At 46.3% G+C, this 18,362-nt stretch carries 19 protein-coding genes; 9 read left to right on the top strand and 10 right to left on the bottom strand.

What is annotated here, in order from left to right:
* The first annotated feature begins 21 nt into the window (after positions 1-21).
* The 3 genes from pabB (at position 22) to CWC33_RS10015 (ending at position 3,482) form a co-directional block, all read left to right on the top strand.
* Complete coding sequence (gene pabB, locus CWC33_RS10025; protein WP_100691801.1) at positions 22-1,404, top strand: aminodeoxychorismate synthase component I; 1,383 nt, start codon at positions 22-24, stop codon at positions 1,402-1,404.
* Positions 1,401-2,015 carry a CoA pyrophosphatase gene (locus tag CWC33_RS10020; RefSeq protein WP_100691800.1) on the top strand — a complete coding sequence of 205 codons (615 nt, stop codon included), beginning with the start codon at positions 1,401-1,403 and terminating at the stop codon, positions 2,013-2,015. Before pabB ends, CWC33_RS10020 begins: the two co-directional genes overlap by 4 nt.
* A 93-nt stretch (positions 2,016-2,108) precedes the next feature.
* On the top strand, positions 2,109-3,482 hold the full coding sequence (locus CWC33_RS10015; RefSeq protein WP_100691799.1) for an L-serine ammonia-lyase: 1,374 nt from the start codon (positions 2,109-2,111) through the stop codon (positions 3,480-3,482).
* A gap of 16 nt (positions 3,483-3,498) precedes the next feature.
* Here the strand turns inward: CWC33_RS10015 and cysB are convergent, their stop codons facing one another.
* Positions 3,499-4,473 (bottom strand): HTH-type transcriptional regulator CysB, encoded by a 975-nt coding sequence (gene cysB, locus CWC33_RS10010; RefSeq protein ID WP_100691798.1) that lies wholly within the window; start codon positions 4,471-4,473, stop codon positions 3,499-3,501.
* 118 nt (positions 4,474-4,591) lie between these two features.
* Between cysB and CWC33_RS10005 the strand changes: the two genes are divergently transcribed.
* Genes CWC33_RS10005 through yciH form a run of 3 tightly spaced genes read left to right on the top strand, consistent with a single transcriptional unit; the run spans position 4,592 to position 6,401 of the window.
* The gene (locus CWC33_RS10005; RefSeq protein WP_100691797.1) at positions 4,592-5,275 is read left to right on the top strand and encodes a sensor histidine kinase; all 684 of its coding nucleotides are present in this window, start codon (positions 4,592-4,594) and stop codon (positions 5,273-5,275) included.
* Positions 5,276-5,303: 28 nt separating this feature from the next.
* Complete coding sequence (locus tag CWC33_RS10000; RefSeq protein ID WP_088767846.1) at positions 5,304-6,062, top strand: hypothetical protein; 759 nt, start codon at positions 5,304-5,306, stop codon at positions 6,060-6,062.
* 3 nt (positions 6,063-6,065) lie between these two features.
* A complete protein-coding gene (gene yciH / locus CWC33_RS09995) occupies positions 6,066-6,401 on the top strand; it encodes a stress response translation initiation inhibitor YciH (RefSeq protein ID WP_100691796.1) in 336 nt (111 codons plus the stop codon).
* Here yciH and CWC33_RS09990 read toward each other — a convergent pair.
* Entirely contained in the window at positions 6,382-8,052 is a 1,671-nt protein-coding gene (locus CWC33_RS09990; RefSeq protein WP_100691795.1) for a PP2C family protein-serine/threonine phosphatase, read from the bottom strand. The genes yciH and CWC33_RS09990 overlap by 20 nt on opposite strands.
* Positions 8,052-8,357 carry an STAS domain-containing protein gene (locus CWC33_RS09985; RefSeq protein WP_100691794.1) on the bottom strand — a complete coding sequence of 102 codons (306 nt, stop codon included), beginning with the start codon at positions 8,355-8,357 and terminating at the stop codon, positions 8,052-8,054. Before CWC33_RS09985 ends, CWC33_RS09990 begins: the two co-directional genes overlap by 1 nt.
* 101 nt (positions 8,358-8,458) lie before the next feature.
* On the opposite strand from CWC33_RS09985, the gene CWC33_RS09980 reads away from it, so the two are divergent.
* The gene (locus tag CWC33_RS09980; protein ID WP_088767842.1) at positions 8,459-9,256 is read left to right on the top strand and encodes a response regulator; all 798 of its coding nucleotides are present in this window, start codon (positions 8,459-8,461) and stop codon (positions 9,254-9,256) included.
* A 69-nt stretch (positions 9,257-9,325) separates the two neighbouring features.
* Here the strand turns inward: CWC33_RS09980 and CWC33_RS09975 are convergent, their stop codons facing one another.
* Positions 9,326-10,627, bottom strand: coding sequence for an amidohydrolase family protein (locus CWC33_RS09975; protein ID WP_100691793.1), 1,302 nt, complete (start codon positions 10,625-10,627; stop codon positions 9,326-9,328).
* Positions 10,627-13,713, bottom strand: a complete 3,087-nt coding sequence (locus CWC33_RS09970) for an amidohydrolase family protein (protein WP_100691792.1) — start codon at positions 13,711-13,713, stop codon at positions 10,627-10,629. Before CWC33_RS09970 ends, CWC33_RS09975 begins: the two co-directional genes overlap by 1 nt.
* 139 nt (positions 13,714-13,852) lie before the next feature.
* Between CWC33_RS09970 and CWC33_RS09965 the strand changes: the two genes are divergently transcribed.
* Positions 13,853-14,317, top strand: a complete 465-nt coding sequence (locus CWC33_RS09965; RefSeq protein ID WP_100691791.1) for a c-type cytochrome — start codon at positions 13,853-13,855, stop codon at positions 14,315-14,317.
* Between the two features lies 1 nt (position 14,318).
* Here the strand turns inward: CWC33_RS09965 and CWC33_RS09960 are convergent, their stop codons facing one another.
* Entirely contained in the window at positions 14,319-14,963 is a 645-nt protein-coding gene (locus tag CWC33_RS09960) for a cytochrome b/b6 domain-containing protein (RefSeq protein WP_100691790.1), read from the bottom strand.
* A 78-nt stretch (positions 14,964-15,041) separates the two neighbouring features.
* On the opposite strand from CWC33_RS09960, the gene CWC33_RS09955 reads away from it, so the two are divergent.
* Positions 15,042-15,404, top strand: a complete 363-nt coding sequence (locus CWC33_RS09955; RefSeq protein ID WP_100691789.1) for a response regulator — start codon at positions 15,042-15,044, stop codon at positions 15,402-15,404.
* 2 nt (positions 15,405-15,406) lie between these two features.
* Here the strand turns inward: CWC33_RS09955 and tyrA are convergent, their stop codons facing one another.
* From tyrA to trmD, 4 genes are all read right to left on the bottom strand, one after another.
* Positions 15,407-16,543: a bifunctional chorismate mutase/prephenate dehydrogenase gene (gene tyrA / locus CWC33_RS09950; protein WP_100691788.1), complete on the bottom strand. Its 1,137-nt coding sequence runs from the start codon at positions 16,541-16,543 to the stop codon at positions 15,407-15,409.
* Positions 16,544-16,553: 10 nt separating this feature from the next.
* Positions 16,554-17,147 carry a DNA-J related domain-containing protein gene (locus tag CWC33_RS09945; protein ID WP_100691787.1) on the bottom strand — a complete coding sequence of 198 codons (594 nt, stop codon included), beginning with the start codon at positions 17,145-17,147 and terminating at the stop codon, positions 16,554-16,556.
* 72 nt (positions 17,148-17,219) lie between these two features.
* The gene (gene rplS, locus CWC33_RS09940; RefSeq protein ID WP_088767835.1) at positions 17,220-17,579 is read right to left on the bottom strand and encodes a 50S ribosomal protein L19; all 360 of its coding nucleotides are present in this window, start codon (positions 17,577-17,579) and stop codon (positions 17,220-17,222) included.
* A gap of 35 nt (positions 17,580-17,614) precedes the next feature.
* Complete coding sequence (trmD, locus tag CWC33_RS09935; protein ID WP_100692324.1) at positions 17,615-18,358, bottom strand: tRNA (guanosine(37)-N1)-methyltransferase TrmD; 744 nt, start codon at positions 18,356-18,358, stop codon at positions 17,615-17,617.
* Positions 18,359-18,362 lie beyond the last annotated feature (4 nt).

Raw genomic sequence — 18,362 nt, 5'->3', positions numbered from 1 at the left:
AAGTAACTCAAGGGGCTGAGTGTGAGCATTTTTCCTGACTTGTGCGCCGTAAAATTGGAAACATCCCTGACCGCACTAGAGCTGTTTGAACGCTGCCAGGATGAGCCTTATGCACTGTTTCTGGACTCAGCCTCAAAGACTCACGAAAACGCCCGTTATGACGTTATCTTTCGAGCCCCCGAATGTGTCATCAGCAGTAAAAACAATAAGCTAACCGTTTCGGGTAATAACCAGTCAGACCTTCCTAAGGCACCAACTCACGCTGCCGATATGTTCGATTATGCTGAACAACTAATGGCGCTGGCGGGTCGTTATGAGGGGCCTGACCACCTACCTTTCCAGGGGGGCTTCGCCGGTGCGGTAGGATACGATTTTGGTCGTTGCCTGGAGGTAATACCTGAGTTTAACACCAATGAATACAAATCCAACGATGCTGCACTGGGTTATTACTCGGAAGCGGTCATTTTTGACAAGAGGCGTAATGAGGTTTGGCTGGTTGCGCCTGAACAGGATTTAAATAAACAAAAAGCTTATTGGGAACAGTCACTAACACCGGCCTCAAATAACCGGTTAAAACTGACCAGTGCCTGGCAAAGCAATATGTCAGAGGCTGAATACCATACTAAGTTTAATGCGGTGCAAGCCTATTTGCTCAGCGGTGACGCCTATCAAATTAACTTAGCCCAACGCTATCAAGCAAGTTATCAAGGTTGTGAGTGGGCAGCATATAAACAGTTACGGGCGTCGAATAACGCGCCGTTTTCGGCTTTCATGCGCACGCCTCAAAGCGCTATTCTCAGCGTTTCCCCTGAGCGCTTTCTCAGCACCAGTGCCGCGCGAGAAGTACAAACTAAGCCGATAAAAGGCACCCGCCCTCGTTATGAGGACAGTAACAAAGACGCCGCCAGCCGCCAATCACTGTTGAATTCAGAAAAAGATCGTGCGGAAAATCTCATGATTGTGGATTTACTGCGTAATGACTTAAGTAAAAACTGCAACCCCGGCTCTGTCAAAACGCCAACACTGTTTGCTATTGAAAGCTTTCCTGCGGTGCACCATTTGGTATCAACCATCACTGGGAAACTTAAGCCGAATTGTTCTGCATTAAGTCTGTTTAAAGGCGCATTCCCAGGCGGATCTATCACCGGTGCACCTAAAATTCGAGCTATGCAAATTATTGAAGAGCTCGAGCCGAACCGCCGCGGCATTTATTGTGGTAGCATCGGCTATTTCTCTAAGCATGGACAAAGTGACACCAGTATTACGATTCGTACGCTACTCGCCGAAGAAGGCCAACTATACTGTTGGGCGGGCGGCGGTCTGGTCTCAGACTCTCAAGCAGCAGACGAGTATCAGGAAACCAAAGACAAAGTGTCTCGTATTTTGCCGGTATTAAGCTCATGACTATCAAAAGCCGCGCCGAGTTTGTCAGACGCTTTAGCCTCACGCCCTCACCGTCCGTCAATCGACAGCTCGACGAGCCTTTGCGCAAGCGTTTGCGACCCGCAGCCGTGCTTATTCCTATTGTCGAACGTCCCCATGGCTTGTCATTGATACTGACTCGACGCTCTGCGTCATTAAGAAAACACGCCGGGCAAATCAGTTTCCCGGGAGGGCGTTACGACAAAACAGACGGCGACTTATTAGAAACCGCACTAAGAGAAACAGAAGAAGAAATCGGTCTGCCCCGCTCGCAAGTCGACGTTATTGGACGTTTACACGACTACCCCGTATTGTCTTATTTTATGATTCGTCCATACGTGGCATTTGTGTCTCCCCAGCAAGCACTGGTGGCACAGGAAAGTGAAGTTGCCGAGATATTTGAGGTTCCCCTAGCGGATATTATCAACCCCAGTAACCATTACGTTTACCGTATCCGTAAATTCATTTATGACCGGGTTTACTTTATTCCCTGGCAGCACCGAAACATCTGGGGAGCAACGGCAGGCATTCTGCGTGAGTTAGCCGAACAGCTTCAACCTGACCAGAAAAGCCACTTTAAACCACTCAACTGACCAGTTATTTCGCTATAAAGCTTGCCAGCCCCCACACAATTCATGCGACAATACTATAATTAATACAAACAAACGCGACAGGTAAGGATAAGTATGATCAGCGTTTTTGATATTTACAAAATTGGTATCGGCCCTTCAAGCTCGCACACAGTGGGTCCGATGAAGGCTGCATTTGATTTTCTGCAAGCCGCTAAAGAGGCTGGCCATTTAACTCAGGCCGACGGCGTTAAAGTAGAACTGTTCGGCTCTTTAGGACAAACCGGTAAGGGTCACGGAACCGGTAAAGCGGTTATTTTGGGGTTAGCGGGCGAATTACCGGAAACGGTTGATACCGATAACGTTGAAAACTTTCTTGAACAAACCCGTAAAACCGAAAAGCTGGCGTTATTAGGAGAGCATGAAGTAACCTTTCCATCTGAAGGTGCTATCACGTTCCATCGTCGTAAAACCATGCCAAAGCACGCTAACGCTATGGAACTTAAGCTGCTTAAAGGCGATGACGTTATCTACAGCGACCTGTATTACTCAATTGGTGGTGGCTTCATTGTTCGTGACGAAGACTTTGATGAGACTCTAGAAGAAGCCATTGAGCAATCGTCTAAGCCCATTCCCTATCCGTTCGACAGTGCCGCTGAACTATTAGGGCATTGCAAAGAGCACGGACTGCGCATTAGCTCATTAATGATGGCAAACGAAAAAGTGTTCCGCAGTGAAGACGAAATTCGCGACGGCTTAATGAAAATTTGGCGTACCATGCAACAAAGTATTACCAACGGTATTACCACCGAGGGTATTTTGCCAGGCGGTTTGAAAGTGCGTCGTCGTGCATCGTCGCTTTATCAGCGTCTTAAAAAAGAAAAGTCGAGCGACGCTATGCAAGTCATGGATTGGGTGGACCTGTTCGCCTTGGCCGTCAACGAAGAAAACGCCGCGGGCGGTCGCATTGTCACTGCGCCAACTAATGGTGCAGCAGGCATTGTTCCAGCCGTCATGAGCTATGCGGACAAATTCATTGAAACACTGGACGACGACTCTGCCGTTCGTTTCTTATTAACCTCGGCTGCTATCGGTATTTTGTACAAGAAAAACGCTTCCATCTCCGGTGCAGAAGTGGGCTGTCAGGGTGAAGTGGGCGTTGCCTGCTCTATGGCTGCAGGCGCACTGGCCGAATTTATGGGCGGTGGTCCAGAAACCGTAGAGAACGCTGCTGAGATTGGTATGGAGCATAATCTTGGTCTGACGTGTGACCCGGTTGGTGGTTTAGTTCAGGTGCCGTGCATTGAGCGAAATGCCATGGGCTCTGTTAAAGCCATTAATGCCGCTCGTTTAGCCATGCGTGGTAACGGAGACCATAAAGTATCTCTGGACAAGGTCATTAAGACCATGTGGGATACCGGTAACGATATGAAAACCAAGTACAAAGAAACCGCCCGGGGCGGCTTAGCAGTTAATATCATCGAATGCTAGAAGTTTAAGCCGGTGCTTAGCGCACCGGCAATTCACACCCCTCAAATAAGGCGTCAATCTCTTCCTGAGTTTTAAGCTGAGCCGCTTGTTGAACTTTTTCCCGAGTCAAATGTGGCGCAAAGCTTTCAATAAAGTCATACATATAAGTTCTTAAAAACGTTCCGCGACGGAAACCAATTTTCGTCGTGCTGGCTTCAAACAAGTGGCTAGCCGGAATCGCGACTAAATCAGGATCTTCTTCTGAGTTATAGGCCATAGATGCCAACACACCAATGCCTAGTTCCATTCGGACGTAAGTTTTTATGACGTCAGCATCGGTTGCGGTAAACACAATTTGCGGTTCTTTACCTGCTTGAGCAAAGGCCTTGTCCAGCTCTGAACGACCGGTAAAGCCATGAACGTAGGTCACAATTGGATATTTAGCCACGTCTTCAATGCTAATGCTCTGCATTTTCGCCAATGGGTGTGACTTAGGCACGACAATTGACCGGTTCCAATGGTAACAAGGCAGCATAATCAAATCCTGATATAGATGCAGTGCCTCTGTCGCTATCGCAAAATCGGTGCGCCCTTTTGCCGCCGCTTCGCTAATTTGCTGAGGTGACCCCTGGTGCATATGCAAAGAAACACGTGGATACTGACCGATAAACTGTTTAATAACCTGAGGTAACGCATAACGTGCCTGAGTATGAGTTGTGGCAATCGTTAACTTCCCCTGATCAGGCTGAGTATGTTCGGTTGCAACGGTCTTTATCGACTGCACATTATCGAGCACTTGTTTCGCAACTCGAATAATATCCTGCCCGGCGGGCGTGATATGCGTCAGGTGCTTTCCTGTACGCCCAAAAATTTGAACCCCTAACTCGTCCTCCAGCATTCTTATTTGTTTACTAATGCCAGGTTGCGACGTAAATAAGCTTTCAGCCGTGGCCGAAACATTTAAGTTATGATTCATCACTTCAACAATATATTTTAATTGCTGTAATTTCATAGCAGGACATGCCACTCGGTTTGCGAATTGTGATATAAAAAAATAGTATAATAATCTTAATAACTATGACAAATAGAAAAGCTGGCAGGTATTAGCAGCTGAAACCGGAACTTCAACGATGACACAGCCTACATTCGACTTTTCTGCAGTACTCGCCTCTTCCGCCCACGACATGAAGAATTCGCTATGCTTGCTGATTCAATTGATTGAACAGGTTTCAGAGCAAGTACCAGAAGGCAGTGCAACAGAAAACATGGCAAAAGTCCATTACGAAGCGCAACGCATTAACTCAGGGCTTATACAACTGCTGACATTATACCGCGAACAGCACGGCTCCCTCCCTCTCAATATTGAAGAGCATCACTGGGATGACGTATTTGAAGAGCTATTACTTAATAATGAAATGTATTTGGAGCAGCGCGGTATCGATGTTACTACTGACATTGACGATTCGGCCGTTGGCTATTTTGATAAAGACCTCATTAGCCACTTACTGAACGACGTTATTATTAATGCTATGCGCTATACCGCCGATAAACTCTTTATTACGGTGACAGTCGACGAAGATAAGGGATGTCAGATTTCAGTGCATGATAATGGCGAGGGTTTTCCAAATCACATGCTAAAACAAGCGCAAGTACCCATGCAGAAGCTGGATATGAATAAAGGCCGTACAGGTTTAGGGCTCTATTTTGCTCACCTACTCGCACAAGCCCACCAAAGAAACGATAAAAAAGGTTTTATCGAACTGAAAAATAATGGACACTTAGGTGGTGGTGTTTTTTCTCTGACATTACCTTAAAAAATAATAACAACCTAATGAGCGTTATATGATTTACACCATTGTTATAGCACTGATTATTCTTCTGATAATACTGGCGATTGTCGTCGGTTCAGTGCAACAACATAAGCAGCGTCAGGAACTTGAGCGACGCAAAAAACTTGCCCGTTACAGAAACGCTCTGGAACAAATTGAAGATCTTATTCATATGTCCAGTTTCTTTCCTATTGGTAAGTCGATGCTGGCTGTGCTGAATATGCGCGCATACGAAGTATTGCAAAACATGTACGCTGTATCGCCAACCAAAGACTTTAAATCACGCCTTGAAGATTACAAAGAAAGAATGGAAGGCATTGATCCTAAAGACACATCGCTGATCAGTGAAGAGTTTGAGATTCCGCAAAACAATAAACAAATTATTGCGATGATTAATGCGCTGAAACGTTTAAAAGCAACGCTAAGAAGTGAGCACGCTCGTGGTCGGGTTGACAGTAACGTCTTTAGTGTCGAGGATCAGCGTTTAAGCAAGTTACAATTAAAAATCAGTATTGAAACACTCATTCGTCGTGGTCGTCACGCTTATGAAAGCCATATGCTAGGTTCAGCACGTCAGTATTATGAGAAAGCGCTGCGCACCATTGAAGAGCAAAGCTTTTCTGACGACTACACGACATCTCGTCAGGAGTCGATCAAAAACGCGTTAGAGCAAATTGCGCAGGAACTGAAAGACGCACACGCAAGAGACAAAGCCAAACACAAAAAAGAAGACGATTTGGAAGAACTCTTTCAACCGAAAAAGAAGTGGTAGTCTATGTCTGACTGGAAAGATCAACTCAGCCAAATGGTATATTCGACAGACTCAGGCCGTATTGAACCTGACGAGGAGCCTGAGCAGATACCAGAAGGCGACGGTGTAGTAAGACTAAAAAGGGAAACCAAAGGCCGCAAAGGTAAAGGGGTTACTATTGTGACCGGCCTTGCGCTACCAAAAGATGAATTGAAAAAGTTTGCGAAGAAGCTAAAACAGCAATGTGGTGTTGGTGGTTCAGTAAAAGACTATGACATTGAACTGCAGGGTGACCAGCGCGACAGTATTGAAGCTTATCTAAAAGCGGAAGGTTACAAAGTTAAGCGATCGGGAGGTTAAGGTCGTACTCAATGTATAAGCATTGACCTTTGTCTTTCCATTCATAATAGCGGGAAAAGTTTTTAATCAGCTGCATACCTCGACCGTGCATTTTTTCTTCATCCAATACCGGAGAAAACTCATCAGCCGGATACCCGTTTTCTCCGTTAGACCGAATGCCAAAACAAATCAGGCTATCAACGGGTTGGTAGTTAACATCAATCGATACTTCAATGTCTTTAAGGCTACCAAGACGTCGCTCTCGTTCTGCATAATAGCGTTCAAACCCTTCATTTTCTTCCTTTACATCGGAATTCAACCGTAAAAGATTGTGCTCCAAAATATTATTAAACGCTTCCGCTAATAATAAGTACAGCGTTGTTTTATGGGCTTTTATCCCTTCCAGGTGCGATAATGAATCGACAAGCCGGGTCACAGGATCTTCCCCTACAATATTTTTTTCGCTGAGTCGTACTTTCAACTCAAAAGGAAGGTGAGTGATAGAATGGTCGTCTTTTTTAACGGGCAGTTGGGTCGGTTCACAACTGACAACAATCAATGAAATATCGTCACTTTGCTCAGTGCCCTTCTGAAAGCTTTCGAGCGAGTTCACCAACTGGTCAAACTGTTTTTTACTGCCAAACTGTTTTAGCTTTTTTTCAAAACCACTCTCGTTAAGGCGCTGCCCCTGGGTGTTCGTCATCTCAATAACGCCGTCAGTATACGCAACCAACCGTTGCCCGGGCTCGATAAAACAGTGACTCAACGAGCTATTAAATTCTTCTGGCGGCAAAATACCTAACGCCAGGTGCTCTGACGGCAAGCGGTAAGTGACTCGTCCATTGTTATCAATAAAAAGTGCGTCCGGAATACCGCCGTTCCAATAACTGAGTCGGTCACCGCCGGCTGACAATTCGGCAACAAATGCAGCGCAGAACATGTCATCAGGCAACAACTTTACCAACCGACGATTAAACTCTTTTACCATGGTAGCCACCGACAAGCCTCTCTCCGCTAAATCAAAAAACGTTTGTGCAACGGGTAACGCTCCTGTCGCAGGAGCCAGTCCGTGACCAGTAAAGTCCCCGACAAAAATGTAGTAGTTTCCCAGAGGCCCACCTTTCGACAAAACCAAATCGCCATTAAATTCAGTCGCGGGAGACAAATAAGTGTGCAGGAAATCAAAGGTTAATTCATTTTCTAAAAGCGCATTACTCAACATGTGGCTGACCACGTTTTGCTCGCGCTCCATACGGTTAGAATGGTAAGCCAGTACTTCGTTTTTCTCTTTTAATTTAAAGCTGAGCTCACGAACACGCGCATGTGCGTCGAGCTTTGCTTGCAGAACGATAGGTTCCGGAGGTGTGCTGATAAAATCGTCGCCGCCAGCATCAAGACATTCTAGCAGTGTCTTTTGGTCATCCAGTGCTGTAATAAACAATATTGGAAGGTGAATATCACCACTGAGTTGCTTTAGTCGTTTAGCCGTTGCCAGACCGTCCATAACCGGCATCATCACATCAAGCAAGACAATGTCAGCCCCCGTGCTACTAAAGAGTTCCAGCGCCCGCATACCGCTTGGTGCACAGCTTACATTGTGTCCAAAACGCTCAATAAGACCTTTTAGCATTACCCTATTGGCGGCTTGATCATCAACGACGAGTACGTGCATTAGGCGATAGTAAACATCTTTTCAAAACGGGATATATCCAGAATACGACGAACATCGGGCTTTGCATTTATCAACTGAATGCCTTTGACACTATTACCCAGAGACTTTCGCATATTGAGTAGCATACCTAACGCCGAACTGTCCAAGTATTCGGTTTCTCTCAAGTCAATAATTACGGTCGGCTGAGAATCGCCAATGTGGCTATAAGCCTGCCGAAACTCCTGCACCAAACTAAAATCAAATTTACCCTGGATGGCAATAATAAGTTGCTTGCCATCATTTGAAAACTCGCGACTGACGCTCATAGGTACCCCTCTTTTTTCATGAGCCTAACACAATTTTATGATTGAGTTTATTGCTTGAATACCCTAATCTTTGCTACATCATAAACTCATTTTGACCGATTATGGCGATAGCCTTCGACGAACTCCGAATTTTGCTCATCGAGCCTTCCGATGTGCAGCGTAAAGTCATTACCCAACACCTTAATCAAGCTGGTATTCAGCATACCAGAGGTGCTTCTACTATAGCGGAAGCTAAAGAAGAAATCCTGCGTTGGCAACCTGATATTGTGACTAGCGCCATGTACTTTGAAGATGGTACGGCACATGAACTCATTCAGTTCATCAACCGCAATGACCTTCACGATACCCTGCACTTTATGTTGGTATCGTCTGAGCACCGCGCCGACCAGCTCGAGCAATTTAAACAGTCCGGCATTATTGCTATTTTACCGAAACCTTTTACCCCAGAGCAATTGCAGCGCGCTATTACGGCTACTATGGACTTAATGGAGCCTGAGCCACTGACTCTTGAGCTCTATGACATAGAAGACTTACGAGTTCTTATTGTCGATGACAGCCTCACTTCACGCCATGTGTTGCGCCGTGTTTTTGAAAACCTTGGTGTTGAGATATTTGTTGAGGCTGAAAATGGTCAGCAAGCTATTGATATTCTGGAAGAGCATCAGTTCGACTTAATTGTTACTGACTTCAACATGCCTGAAATGAATGGCAGAGAACTGACTCAGTACATTCGCAACAGCTCATCGCATGCGCACACACCGGTACTGATGGTAACAGCGCGGGCGAATGAACCACAGCTGGCAAATATAAAGCAAAGCGGTGTCGATGCTCTGACCGACAAACCATTTGAGCCTGCAACTATAAAAGGCTTAATTTCACGTCTGCTTGACCAACAGTAACCGATAAAAGAAAGCCCCTGACGCGTTGTATTGCGTCAGGGGCTTTTTCGTACCTAAAACTAGCTGAAATTAATTCGCCGGCTTTTCCTGATACTTATTGTAGAGTTCAGTATGACGGCTTTCTAAACTGACATTGCGCCCGTCAATAAACATGTGTGTTAAGCTTTGGCCTATGGGATCCAGTAAGTCACCCTCTGACACAATCAGCGACGCACTTTTGCCTACCTCTAACGAACCGAGCTTATCAGCTACGCCCATAAACTTAGCCGGCTGAAGTGTGATAGCTTCCAGTGCTTTTTGCTGATCTAACCCAAAAGCAACCGAGTGTCCAGCCGCAAAAGGCAAGTTACGAACATCCCAGTAACCCGGATACGAAATAGCAAAGTTAACACCAGCGTCTGCTAATTTAGCAGGGGTAGAGAAGTCTTGATCATAGCCTTCGTCGTCACGCCCCGGTAACCCGAAAGGTGAACCGAAAACGACTGGAACTTCAAGCTCGGCCAGTTTGTCAGCAATACGCCAGGCATCTCTCGCCCCCATCAGAACAAGCTCAAAGCCGTATTCACGACTCACATCGATAGCTTGCTCCAATTGACGTTTGTCGTTGGCATGCACATACAGTGTTTTGCTGCCATCGAATAAGCCCATCATAGCTTCCCAGCGCTGATCCATGTCGATGTCTCTGTCTGCTTTCTTCGCATCAAAATAAGCTTTGGCATCAGCAAACACGTTCATCAACTCTTTACGAGCCTCCTCATTGGCTTTGCGCTGCTCTTCCGGAGAGCGGCGCTCCCACCACGTGTTAATCACATACGTTCTTGGCCAATTCACATGCACACCTATTTCGCCGGAGACCAATGCGTCCTGGTAGTTCCAACCGTCCAGGTGCAGCAATGACGACTGCCCCATAACCAGTGAACCTTCCGGTACCACTTGCGCATGTGTAATGCCGTTATAGCGTACGGTTGGGATAATTTCCGAATCCGCATTAAAGGCAATATGCCCAGCAACTTCCGGATGCACTTCGCCAACTTCACGAGCGTCACGCGTTGCTCGTACTGCTTCAATTTCATTCAAGCCTAACGTGGTATCCATCGCAATCACGCCCGGATAAACATGCTTACCGGATACATCGATGACTCGAGCATTATTGGGAACGTCAAGGTCCTGACCAATAGCGGTAATTTTACCGTCTTCAAAAACCAAGTCTGAATCGGTTAACACGCCATTGCTCACAGTATGCAAGGTACCGCCTTGCAGAACTATGGGTTGTTGTTGCGGCTCGCCGGGGACTTCGTCATGAGCAACGGCTGTCGATACGGTCACTGCAGCAATCAGCGCAGCACTCAATGTGGATAATAAAGTCTTCATTAGTGTTGTCCTCCATGCTGATGCGCTTGCGTGGTGAAGTGATCCAGCCAGAAGTCGTGTTCTGTATCACAGTGCCAAGTTGGCTGTGCCTCTTTATAGCCATTAGTGGCGCCTTTAAGCGCTTCATCACCGGCTGCAAGAACTTTCTGAATCAGTGCGTTTTTCTCTTGTTTTACCGCTTCTTGACGTTTTTTGTCTTGTTCGCGGTCAAAGAATTTACGTCCATTTATCCAGGTTTGTTCAGCACGGGCATAGGCACTTAACGGATAATGACTCCACAGTACAAAGTCAGCGTGTTTGCCTTCTTCAATAGAACCGACGTAGTCATCAACTTTCAATTGTTTTGCTGGATTAATCGTCACCATTTTAAAGGCTTCGTGCGGATCCATGTCACAATAGCGAACTGACTTAGCCGCTTCGGTATTCAAACGGCGCTGCAAGTCATTACTATCCGAGTTAATGCTGGTGAGCACACCTCTGTCATGCATTAAGCAGGCGTTTTGAGGAATCGCGTCATATACCTCAAATTTATATGCCCACCAGTCAGCGAATGTCGATCCGCTGGCACCATGCTCAGCCATTTCGTCGGCCACTTTGTAACCTTCCAGAATGTGAGTGAACGTATCCAAAGTAAACCCGTAGTCTTCCGCTACTTCCATCAACATGAGAATTTCAGAAGCGACGTAAGAGTGGGCATGAACAAAGCGCTTACTGTTTAGAATTTCGATCAGCGTCTCCAGACGATAGTCAGGACGTGGTGGCGCTGTCTTCTTCTTTTCTGAGCGACTCATGCGATCATAGGCTTGTTTACGTTGCTGGTACTCTAACGCCGCCTGGAAGCCATCACGAACAATAGTTTCAACGCCTAAACGCGTTTGTGGGTAACGAACCGTCATGTTGTCACCCCAGTTGCTTTGCTTAACGTTTTCACCCAGCGCGAACTTGATAGACTCAGGCGCTGCATCAAACTTCATAATGTTAGCATCCGTTCCCCAACGCAGTTTAATGACCTGCGCCTGACCGCCAACCGGGTTAGCCGATCCGTGCAGTAACTGAGCCATGGTGGTGCCGCCAGCTAGTGAGCGATAAATATGAATGTCGTCAGGGTTGACCACGTCGCCAATGCGTACTTCTGACGTAATCGCTTCAGAGCCTTCATTCACACCACCGTCAATCGCAATGTGTGAATGCTCGTCGATAATGCCCGGCGTTAAGTGCATACCCGCGGCATCAATGACTTTTACACCTGACGGTGCGCTCAGGTTTTTACCAACTTCGGCAAATTCACCGTTACGAACAAGCACATCGGTTTCTTCCAGAATGCCATCATCACTGGCTGTCCAAACCGTTGCATTACGAATTAGTACATCTTGTCGCTCAGGCAAACCATCTAAACCATAAGCAACATTCGGGAAGGTCAACTGGCTGACGTATTCAACTTTATTACTGCTGCTACTTTGGGTGTCCTCCGCCAGGGTTTCTTGTGAGGCGACCTGCGCAACTAGTGAACTGGACTCCCCTTGCGGAGAAACCGCTTCCATAGTGAAATTTTGCTGAGACGCTGGTGTCAACTGGAAGCGCCACGTACCTGTCGGCTTAATGTTCATATCAGCAACAAATGACACCGTATCTTCAGTACGCTCAATATTACGAATAGACTGAGTGTTCTCACCGACCGTGAGCTCGCCGCTTAAAGCCGCACCGGGCTTCAATGTCAGCGAGACATTCTGACCATTCCAGTCAATGGTATAGTTACCGGCAAAGTCGACCAGCTCACGAGAAACCAACTCGTTTTCTTCACCTTGTAACCAGACCGATTGTATTTCGCCGTCTTCAAAAATATCACCTTTCACCATCACAAAGTCGGCCATGTAACCACTGGCTAATTTGCCCACTTTGTCATCAACACCAGCAATTTTAGCTGCAGTAGTAGTTAAAGCCGCCAGCGCTTTTTCTTTACTCAGGCCATGCTCAACCGCTTTACGTAGGTTCGGCCAAAAGTCTTCTGACTTTTCCAGTTCGCTTAAGGTTAACGCAAAGTTGACACCTGCGTTTGCCAGCATCGCCGGATTTGAAGGCGCGCGTTCCCAGTGGCGTAATTTCGCCAAGTCGACATCAAGATGTGCATCGACGCCACTGACATTTGGCGCTGCCGGGAAGTTCAACGGTAAAATCAAATCACTTTCAGTATTCTTAACCGAATTGAGACGAGCGTATTCATACCCCGAGCCAACATAAACACTTGGCACGTTAAACTGATCAAATACATCGTCAGCTCGCAGCAAGGTTTTCTCATCTGAGACTTTGAAGACAATCCCTTCAGACTCAATATTTTTCAGTGAATCCAGCGCCGCATTAAACTCAACCGGTTGATTATGCGATTGCTTGCCGTAGGCATTTTCATACCAGTTTGCGTCAGACAGGGTCTGTCTCACCAACGCAATACTGCCCATTAATGAGGACGGGTACTGTTGCTGAGAGCTGCCTTTGTCAAACGAGCCAAAATGCTTTGACTCACTTCGGTAGATAACATCGTTAGCAATTTTATCGGCGAGCGAAACGGTCGCTGCCTGACCTTGAAAAATGCCATCGAGCTTGGCAGTTTGCACGCTGGTAAATCCTTCAGACACCCACTTCTTGGCATCATCAGAGTTGGTTTTGAACGCTGCGTACCAATCTTTCTCTGCACGAATAGCGTCGTTTGCGGCATTACCACCTTCACGTTCATTGTTATAAATAGGCGTATCGCTATCCGTCTTTGCGTAAGTTACGTCAATACCGTAACTGCTGTATGGGTCAATAAAGCCCGGGTAGATTGTATAGCCCGTACCATCAATAACCCGTGCGCCAGCCGGTGCTCGGTTACCGCTTTCTACACTTTTTACTTTGCCGTTTTCAATAATGAGCGTTGCATTACTGACAACCTCACCGGGCTCTGTCACAACGGTTGCATTTTGAATAGCCGTTAGGCTCGGCGTGTTGTCCCGCATACCATTCGTCCGAGACGTTTGATCAGCACTCGTTGGCAACGCTAACACGGATGTCACCGCTAACGCTGCCGCACTAAGCTTGTGCATTGTCTTCATGAGTTTGTTCCCCACTCTAATGAGATTTTCTTTTATTATTTCGTCTACCAGTTAAAGCCTTAATTATGTTAGAAACAAGCACGAACCGATAAATCGTGTATTATTAACGGTAAGTGCACGATAATAAGGAGAATATCCAATGAAAAAATCACTGTCCGTACTTTTTGCGAGCGTTGCTCTTAGTTTATCTGCCAGCAGTATCGCTAACGAGCACGCATTTAACGACGGCGAAAAGGCTGTTGAGTACCGCCAAAAAGCCTTGTCTATTATGCAGCAAAACTTCGCGGCTATGGCTGAAATGGTGAAAGGCGAAGTGAACTACGACGCACAGGTGTTTGCGAACCGCGCAAATGATTTCGAAAGTTTAGCCGGTATTCCATGGAGCGGCTTTGCGGTCGAAGGCGCTATGCCAGGCGACAATACCGATGCGCTAACTGCTATCTGGGATAATTGGGAAGATTTCCAGCAACGCTCGAATGACTTACAGCAATATGCATCAGAGCTCGCCGCTGCAGCTAAAACAGGCTCAATGGATAACATCAAGCCTGTATTTATGAACGCAGCACAAACCTGTAAAGGCTGTCACGACGAATATAAAGACTGAATTAAAGCAATAACATAAAGAGCAACCACACAGCTATCGCCAGCAGTAAACCTTGCCATCCTGGCTTTAATTGCGGCGCCGGTTGTGTGGTATTTTTATAGCCGTGAACCATCGCACCAACTAATTTAATGCCCTTCAGACGATACATAGCAACCGCTAAAATATGCAATGCGATAACAACTAATATCGCGTCAAACTGGGTTTTATGCCAGTCAGTCAGCAATTCTTGTGTGTCAGACGACACCCAGCTCGCTAACGGTCCTGAAAATAAAATGCCATCACTAGAGAAAAGTCCGGTCACAGCCTGAGCAATAAGCAAAGCTAACATTAGCAGCACGGCCCAGCCACCGGCTGTACTATGAGTGGTTTCCGGCTGGTATTGACCATTAAAAAGCGTTTTCAAATGAGAGGGAATGCGTAAAGGAGAACGCACAAAGGCGTTAAAACGGGCGTTATTACTACCAAAGATACCCCACGCAACTCGCATTACTAACAGCGACAAAATGGCGACACCAAAGTCTTTATGCAAGTCCATACGACCGTTATCAGCGGTCCACCATAACCCAATCACCAATAAAATGATCATCAGATGAAAAAGGCGTACAAAGCTGTCCCAAACCTTTACAGAATTCTCTTTCTGAATCATCGTGTTAACTCCAAAACACTAGGAAAACTCGATACCAGGTGCTAGGGTATAGTTAATTCAATAAAAAAGGTAGTAGGCATGACGAAAGTTTTAATTGCTGACGATGACTTTATTAGTCTGGAAGTCCTAAAAGCGATGCTCGGCCAATACAATGTCGAGATTCTTACCGCAACCACTGGTGAAGAAGCACTGACTCAAGCCAAAACAATGCCCAACCTCATTTTCCTTGATTACGAAATGCCTGATATGTCGGGTGCTGAGGTTTGCAAAACCCTGCGTGGTCAGCCTGAATTTGAAAATACGCCCATTATCGCCATAACCAGCCACCAAAGCGCCAGTGAAATGACAGCGTGCCGTGAGGCTGGCATGGACGCGACGTTGCACAAACCGGTTTCTCCCGAAGCATTGGAGGAGCTGTTCAACGAGTATGTGAAGCCTTAATACTATTTAAAGCGCTGATCATCAGCCAACTGAACCAGTGCTTCACTCTCTTTTAAGAACTGCTGTGAAAAGTCACCAAAATACGTTTGTGCTTCGCTGTATAAGTGTATTAATTCGTCTTTGTTGCCTTCTTTAAGCACTTCCAGCAACTCTGAAAACAAGCTCAGATAACGGCTGATAGACTCGGTCCGCTCTCCGTGAGACAACATAATATCGGCGTACAGCTCCGGGTTCTGTGCGAAGAGTCGACCGACCATCATTAGTTCCATTCGGTAAATGGGCGAGCTAACATTAAGCAGATTATCTATATCGACATTTTCTTTTGCCATGTGCAGACCATACACGAAGGTGCTTAAATGTCTGAAAGCTTGTACCCAGCCCATGGCTTCATCATGCGCCTCAGCGTCGGTTTGGTATAAATGAGCTCCCCAATTAGACAGCTGTTCCATGAGCCATTGGTACTCTTCTGCTCTACGTCCCGGTGTAACCACTATTAGCTGTTTTGCGAAGGTCTTTATTGTCGGGCCAAACATTGGGTGCAGACCCACCACTGGGCCTGCATGAACGCTCAGCATAGCTTTTAGCGGACCTTCTTTGGTACTTGTAATATCAGCCAGAACACAGTCATCGGGTAGCTTAGGTAATGACGCGATAACAGCTTCTGTTTGATTAATGGGAACGCTGATAACAACCAACTGTGTATGACTTAAAGTCTCGCCATCCGGCCAGGCGTCGCCTTTATCGACAATAACGGTTCGGTAACCAGTTTGCTCAAAGAACTCAACAAACTTAGCACCTAAGGCTCCTTTGCCGCCAACCACAATAACCGGCCTCTCCGGAGTGGCTGAAGTTTGGCTAGCCTGTCCGGTTTGGGTTTGGTAGGAGTTGCGAATAATTCGGCGTAAAATGTCTTCAACAAAGTCTTCTGACACGCCAAGTTCAATCGCCTTTTGTTTGCGCGCCTGTATCATTTTGTTTTCCCGCTCAGGAACATAAAGCGGCTGCCGCAAGGCCTTTTTAACATCACCGACTTCGGCGGTTAATGCCTCGCGCTTCGCCAGTAAGCGGATGAGTTCTTCGTCGGTGCTGTCTATCGACTGCCTTAGCTCGTCTAATTTTTCTTGCGGTGTTTTATTCATGGGTATCGCTTTAATTAAGGCTGACTAAAATAGCGCGGTACGCTTTTTGAACATTTTGCATCTTAGCAACACTACCGCCTTTATCGGGGTGGTATTTATGTACCAGGCGACGATACTGCTTTTTTACTTGTTTTTCGGTCAACGGCGGTGTTAATTCCATCACTTCACAAGCTTCGTCGGTCGGCATCCGTTGCTTAGTAGAAAAATCTTGCCCCATTCTTTCCCAAAAGTCATTAAGCATCGACTCGACATCGGTTTCAGAAGTATTGCTCAGTTGACTTAAGTCTAAATAATACTCCGCCAGAGGATCGTTTTCGGCTAGCGTTTCTTCACCCTGCTGCCATGGCTGACATTCAATATTCAGCGTATGAATGAATAACTCATATTTCTTTTGCAAGCGCCAACGTTCACGCAGCTTATATAAGCTGTGGAACAAAATGAAATGCGTTTGAAACAGGTTTAGGGGATCGCGCAGCGCCGTTTTATCAAAAAACTGGTACGGCTGGGCTTGCAAAGCCTCAATGAGTTGATGCTCTGTCCAGTGATGCTGGGAGTCCAAACATTCAGCCAAAATTTGGATGAGTATTTCAATGTCTTCTTCCATAGCAATTAGGCTAACAAAAAACCCAGCTCAAGGCTGGGTTTTTCTTTGCTATTTCGTTTTTTAATCGCGTTCTTAAGAAAGCTTCTCGCGAATACGTGCAGACTTACCTGAACGCTCACGCAAGTAGTAAAGTTTCGCGCGACGAACTGCACCGCGACGCTTCACTTTAATGCTATCTACCAATGGGCTGTGCGTTTGGAAAGTACGCTCAACACCTTCACCGTTCGATACTTTACGTACCGTAAATGCAGAGTGAAGACCACGGTTACGAACACGGATAACAACACCTTCGAACGCCTGCAGACGTTCACGGTTGCCTTCCTTAACTTTTACATTTACAACAACAGTGTCACCTGGTGCAAACTCAGGTAAATCTTTTTTCATTTGCTCTTCTTCAAGAGCTTTAATGATATTTTGGCTAACTTTTGCCATTTTTATATCTCCTATCCTAGATAAACTGTCCGCTGTTAGCTGGATGACCGTTGTTCAATAAATTCACTCAACAAGGCTTCCTGCTCGTCAGTCAGAGCTAGGTCTTTAATTAACTCCGGACGTTGCAGCCATGTTCGCCCTAAGGACTGCTGCAACCGCCAGCGACGTATTTTGTCATGGTTTCCACTCAAAAGTACTGAGGGAACCTGCTGCTCGTTATAAACTTCCGGTCTCGTGTAATGCGGGCAATCCAGTAAACCATTTGCAAAAGAATCTTCCTCTGCAGAGTCCTGATGCCCCAACACGCCGGGCACTAATCTTGAAATAGCATCAATCAGCACCATTGCTGGTAGCTCACCGCCGCTTAACACATAGTCCCCAATTGACCATTGTGCATCGACATACTTTTCAATAACGCGTTCGTCAATGCCTTCATAACGGCCAGCAATTAATATCATTCGATCATTACCGGAGAGCGACTGCACTCCTCTATGATCCAATGTTTGCCCCTGAGGTGACAGATAAATAACCGGCGTATCCTGACCAAGGTCGTTTTTAGCGGCCTCAATAGCATCAACCAAAGGCTGTACCATCATCAGCATGCCAGGCCCCCCACCGTATGGTCTGTCGTCGACCGTGCGATGGCGATCGTGAGTGAAATCACGAGGATTCCAAACACTCACCTGTAATAAACCTTCCTTTATTGCTCTACCAGTAACACCGTAATCGGTAACGGCAGAAAACATGTCAGGAAATAAGCTAATAACACCAATTTTCAATGGG

The organism is Idiomarina sp. X4 (genome assembly GCF_002808045.1).
GTDB lineage: Bacteria > Pseudomonadota > Gammaproteobacteria > Enterobacterales > Alteromonadaceae > Idiomarina.
The sequence above is the reverse complement of the archived record's forward strand: the minus strand, read 5'-3'. Positions and strand labels throughout refer to the sequence as shown.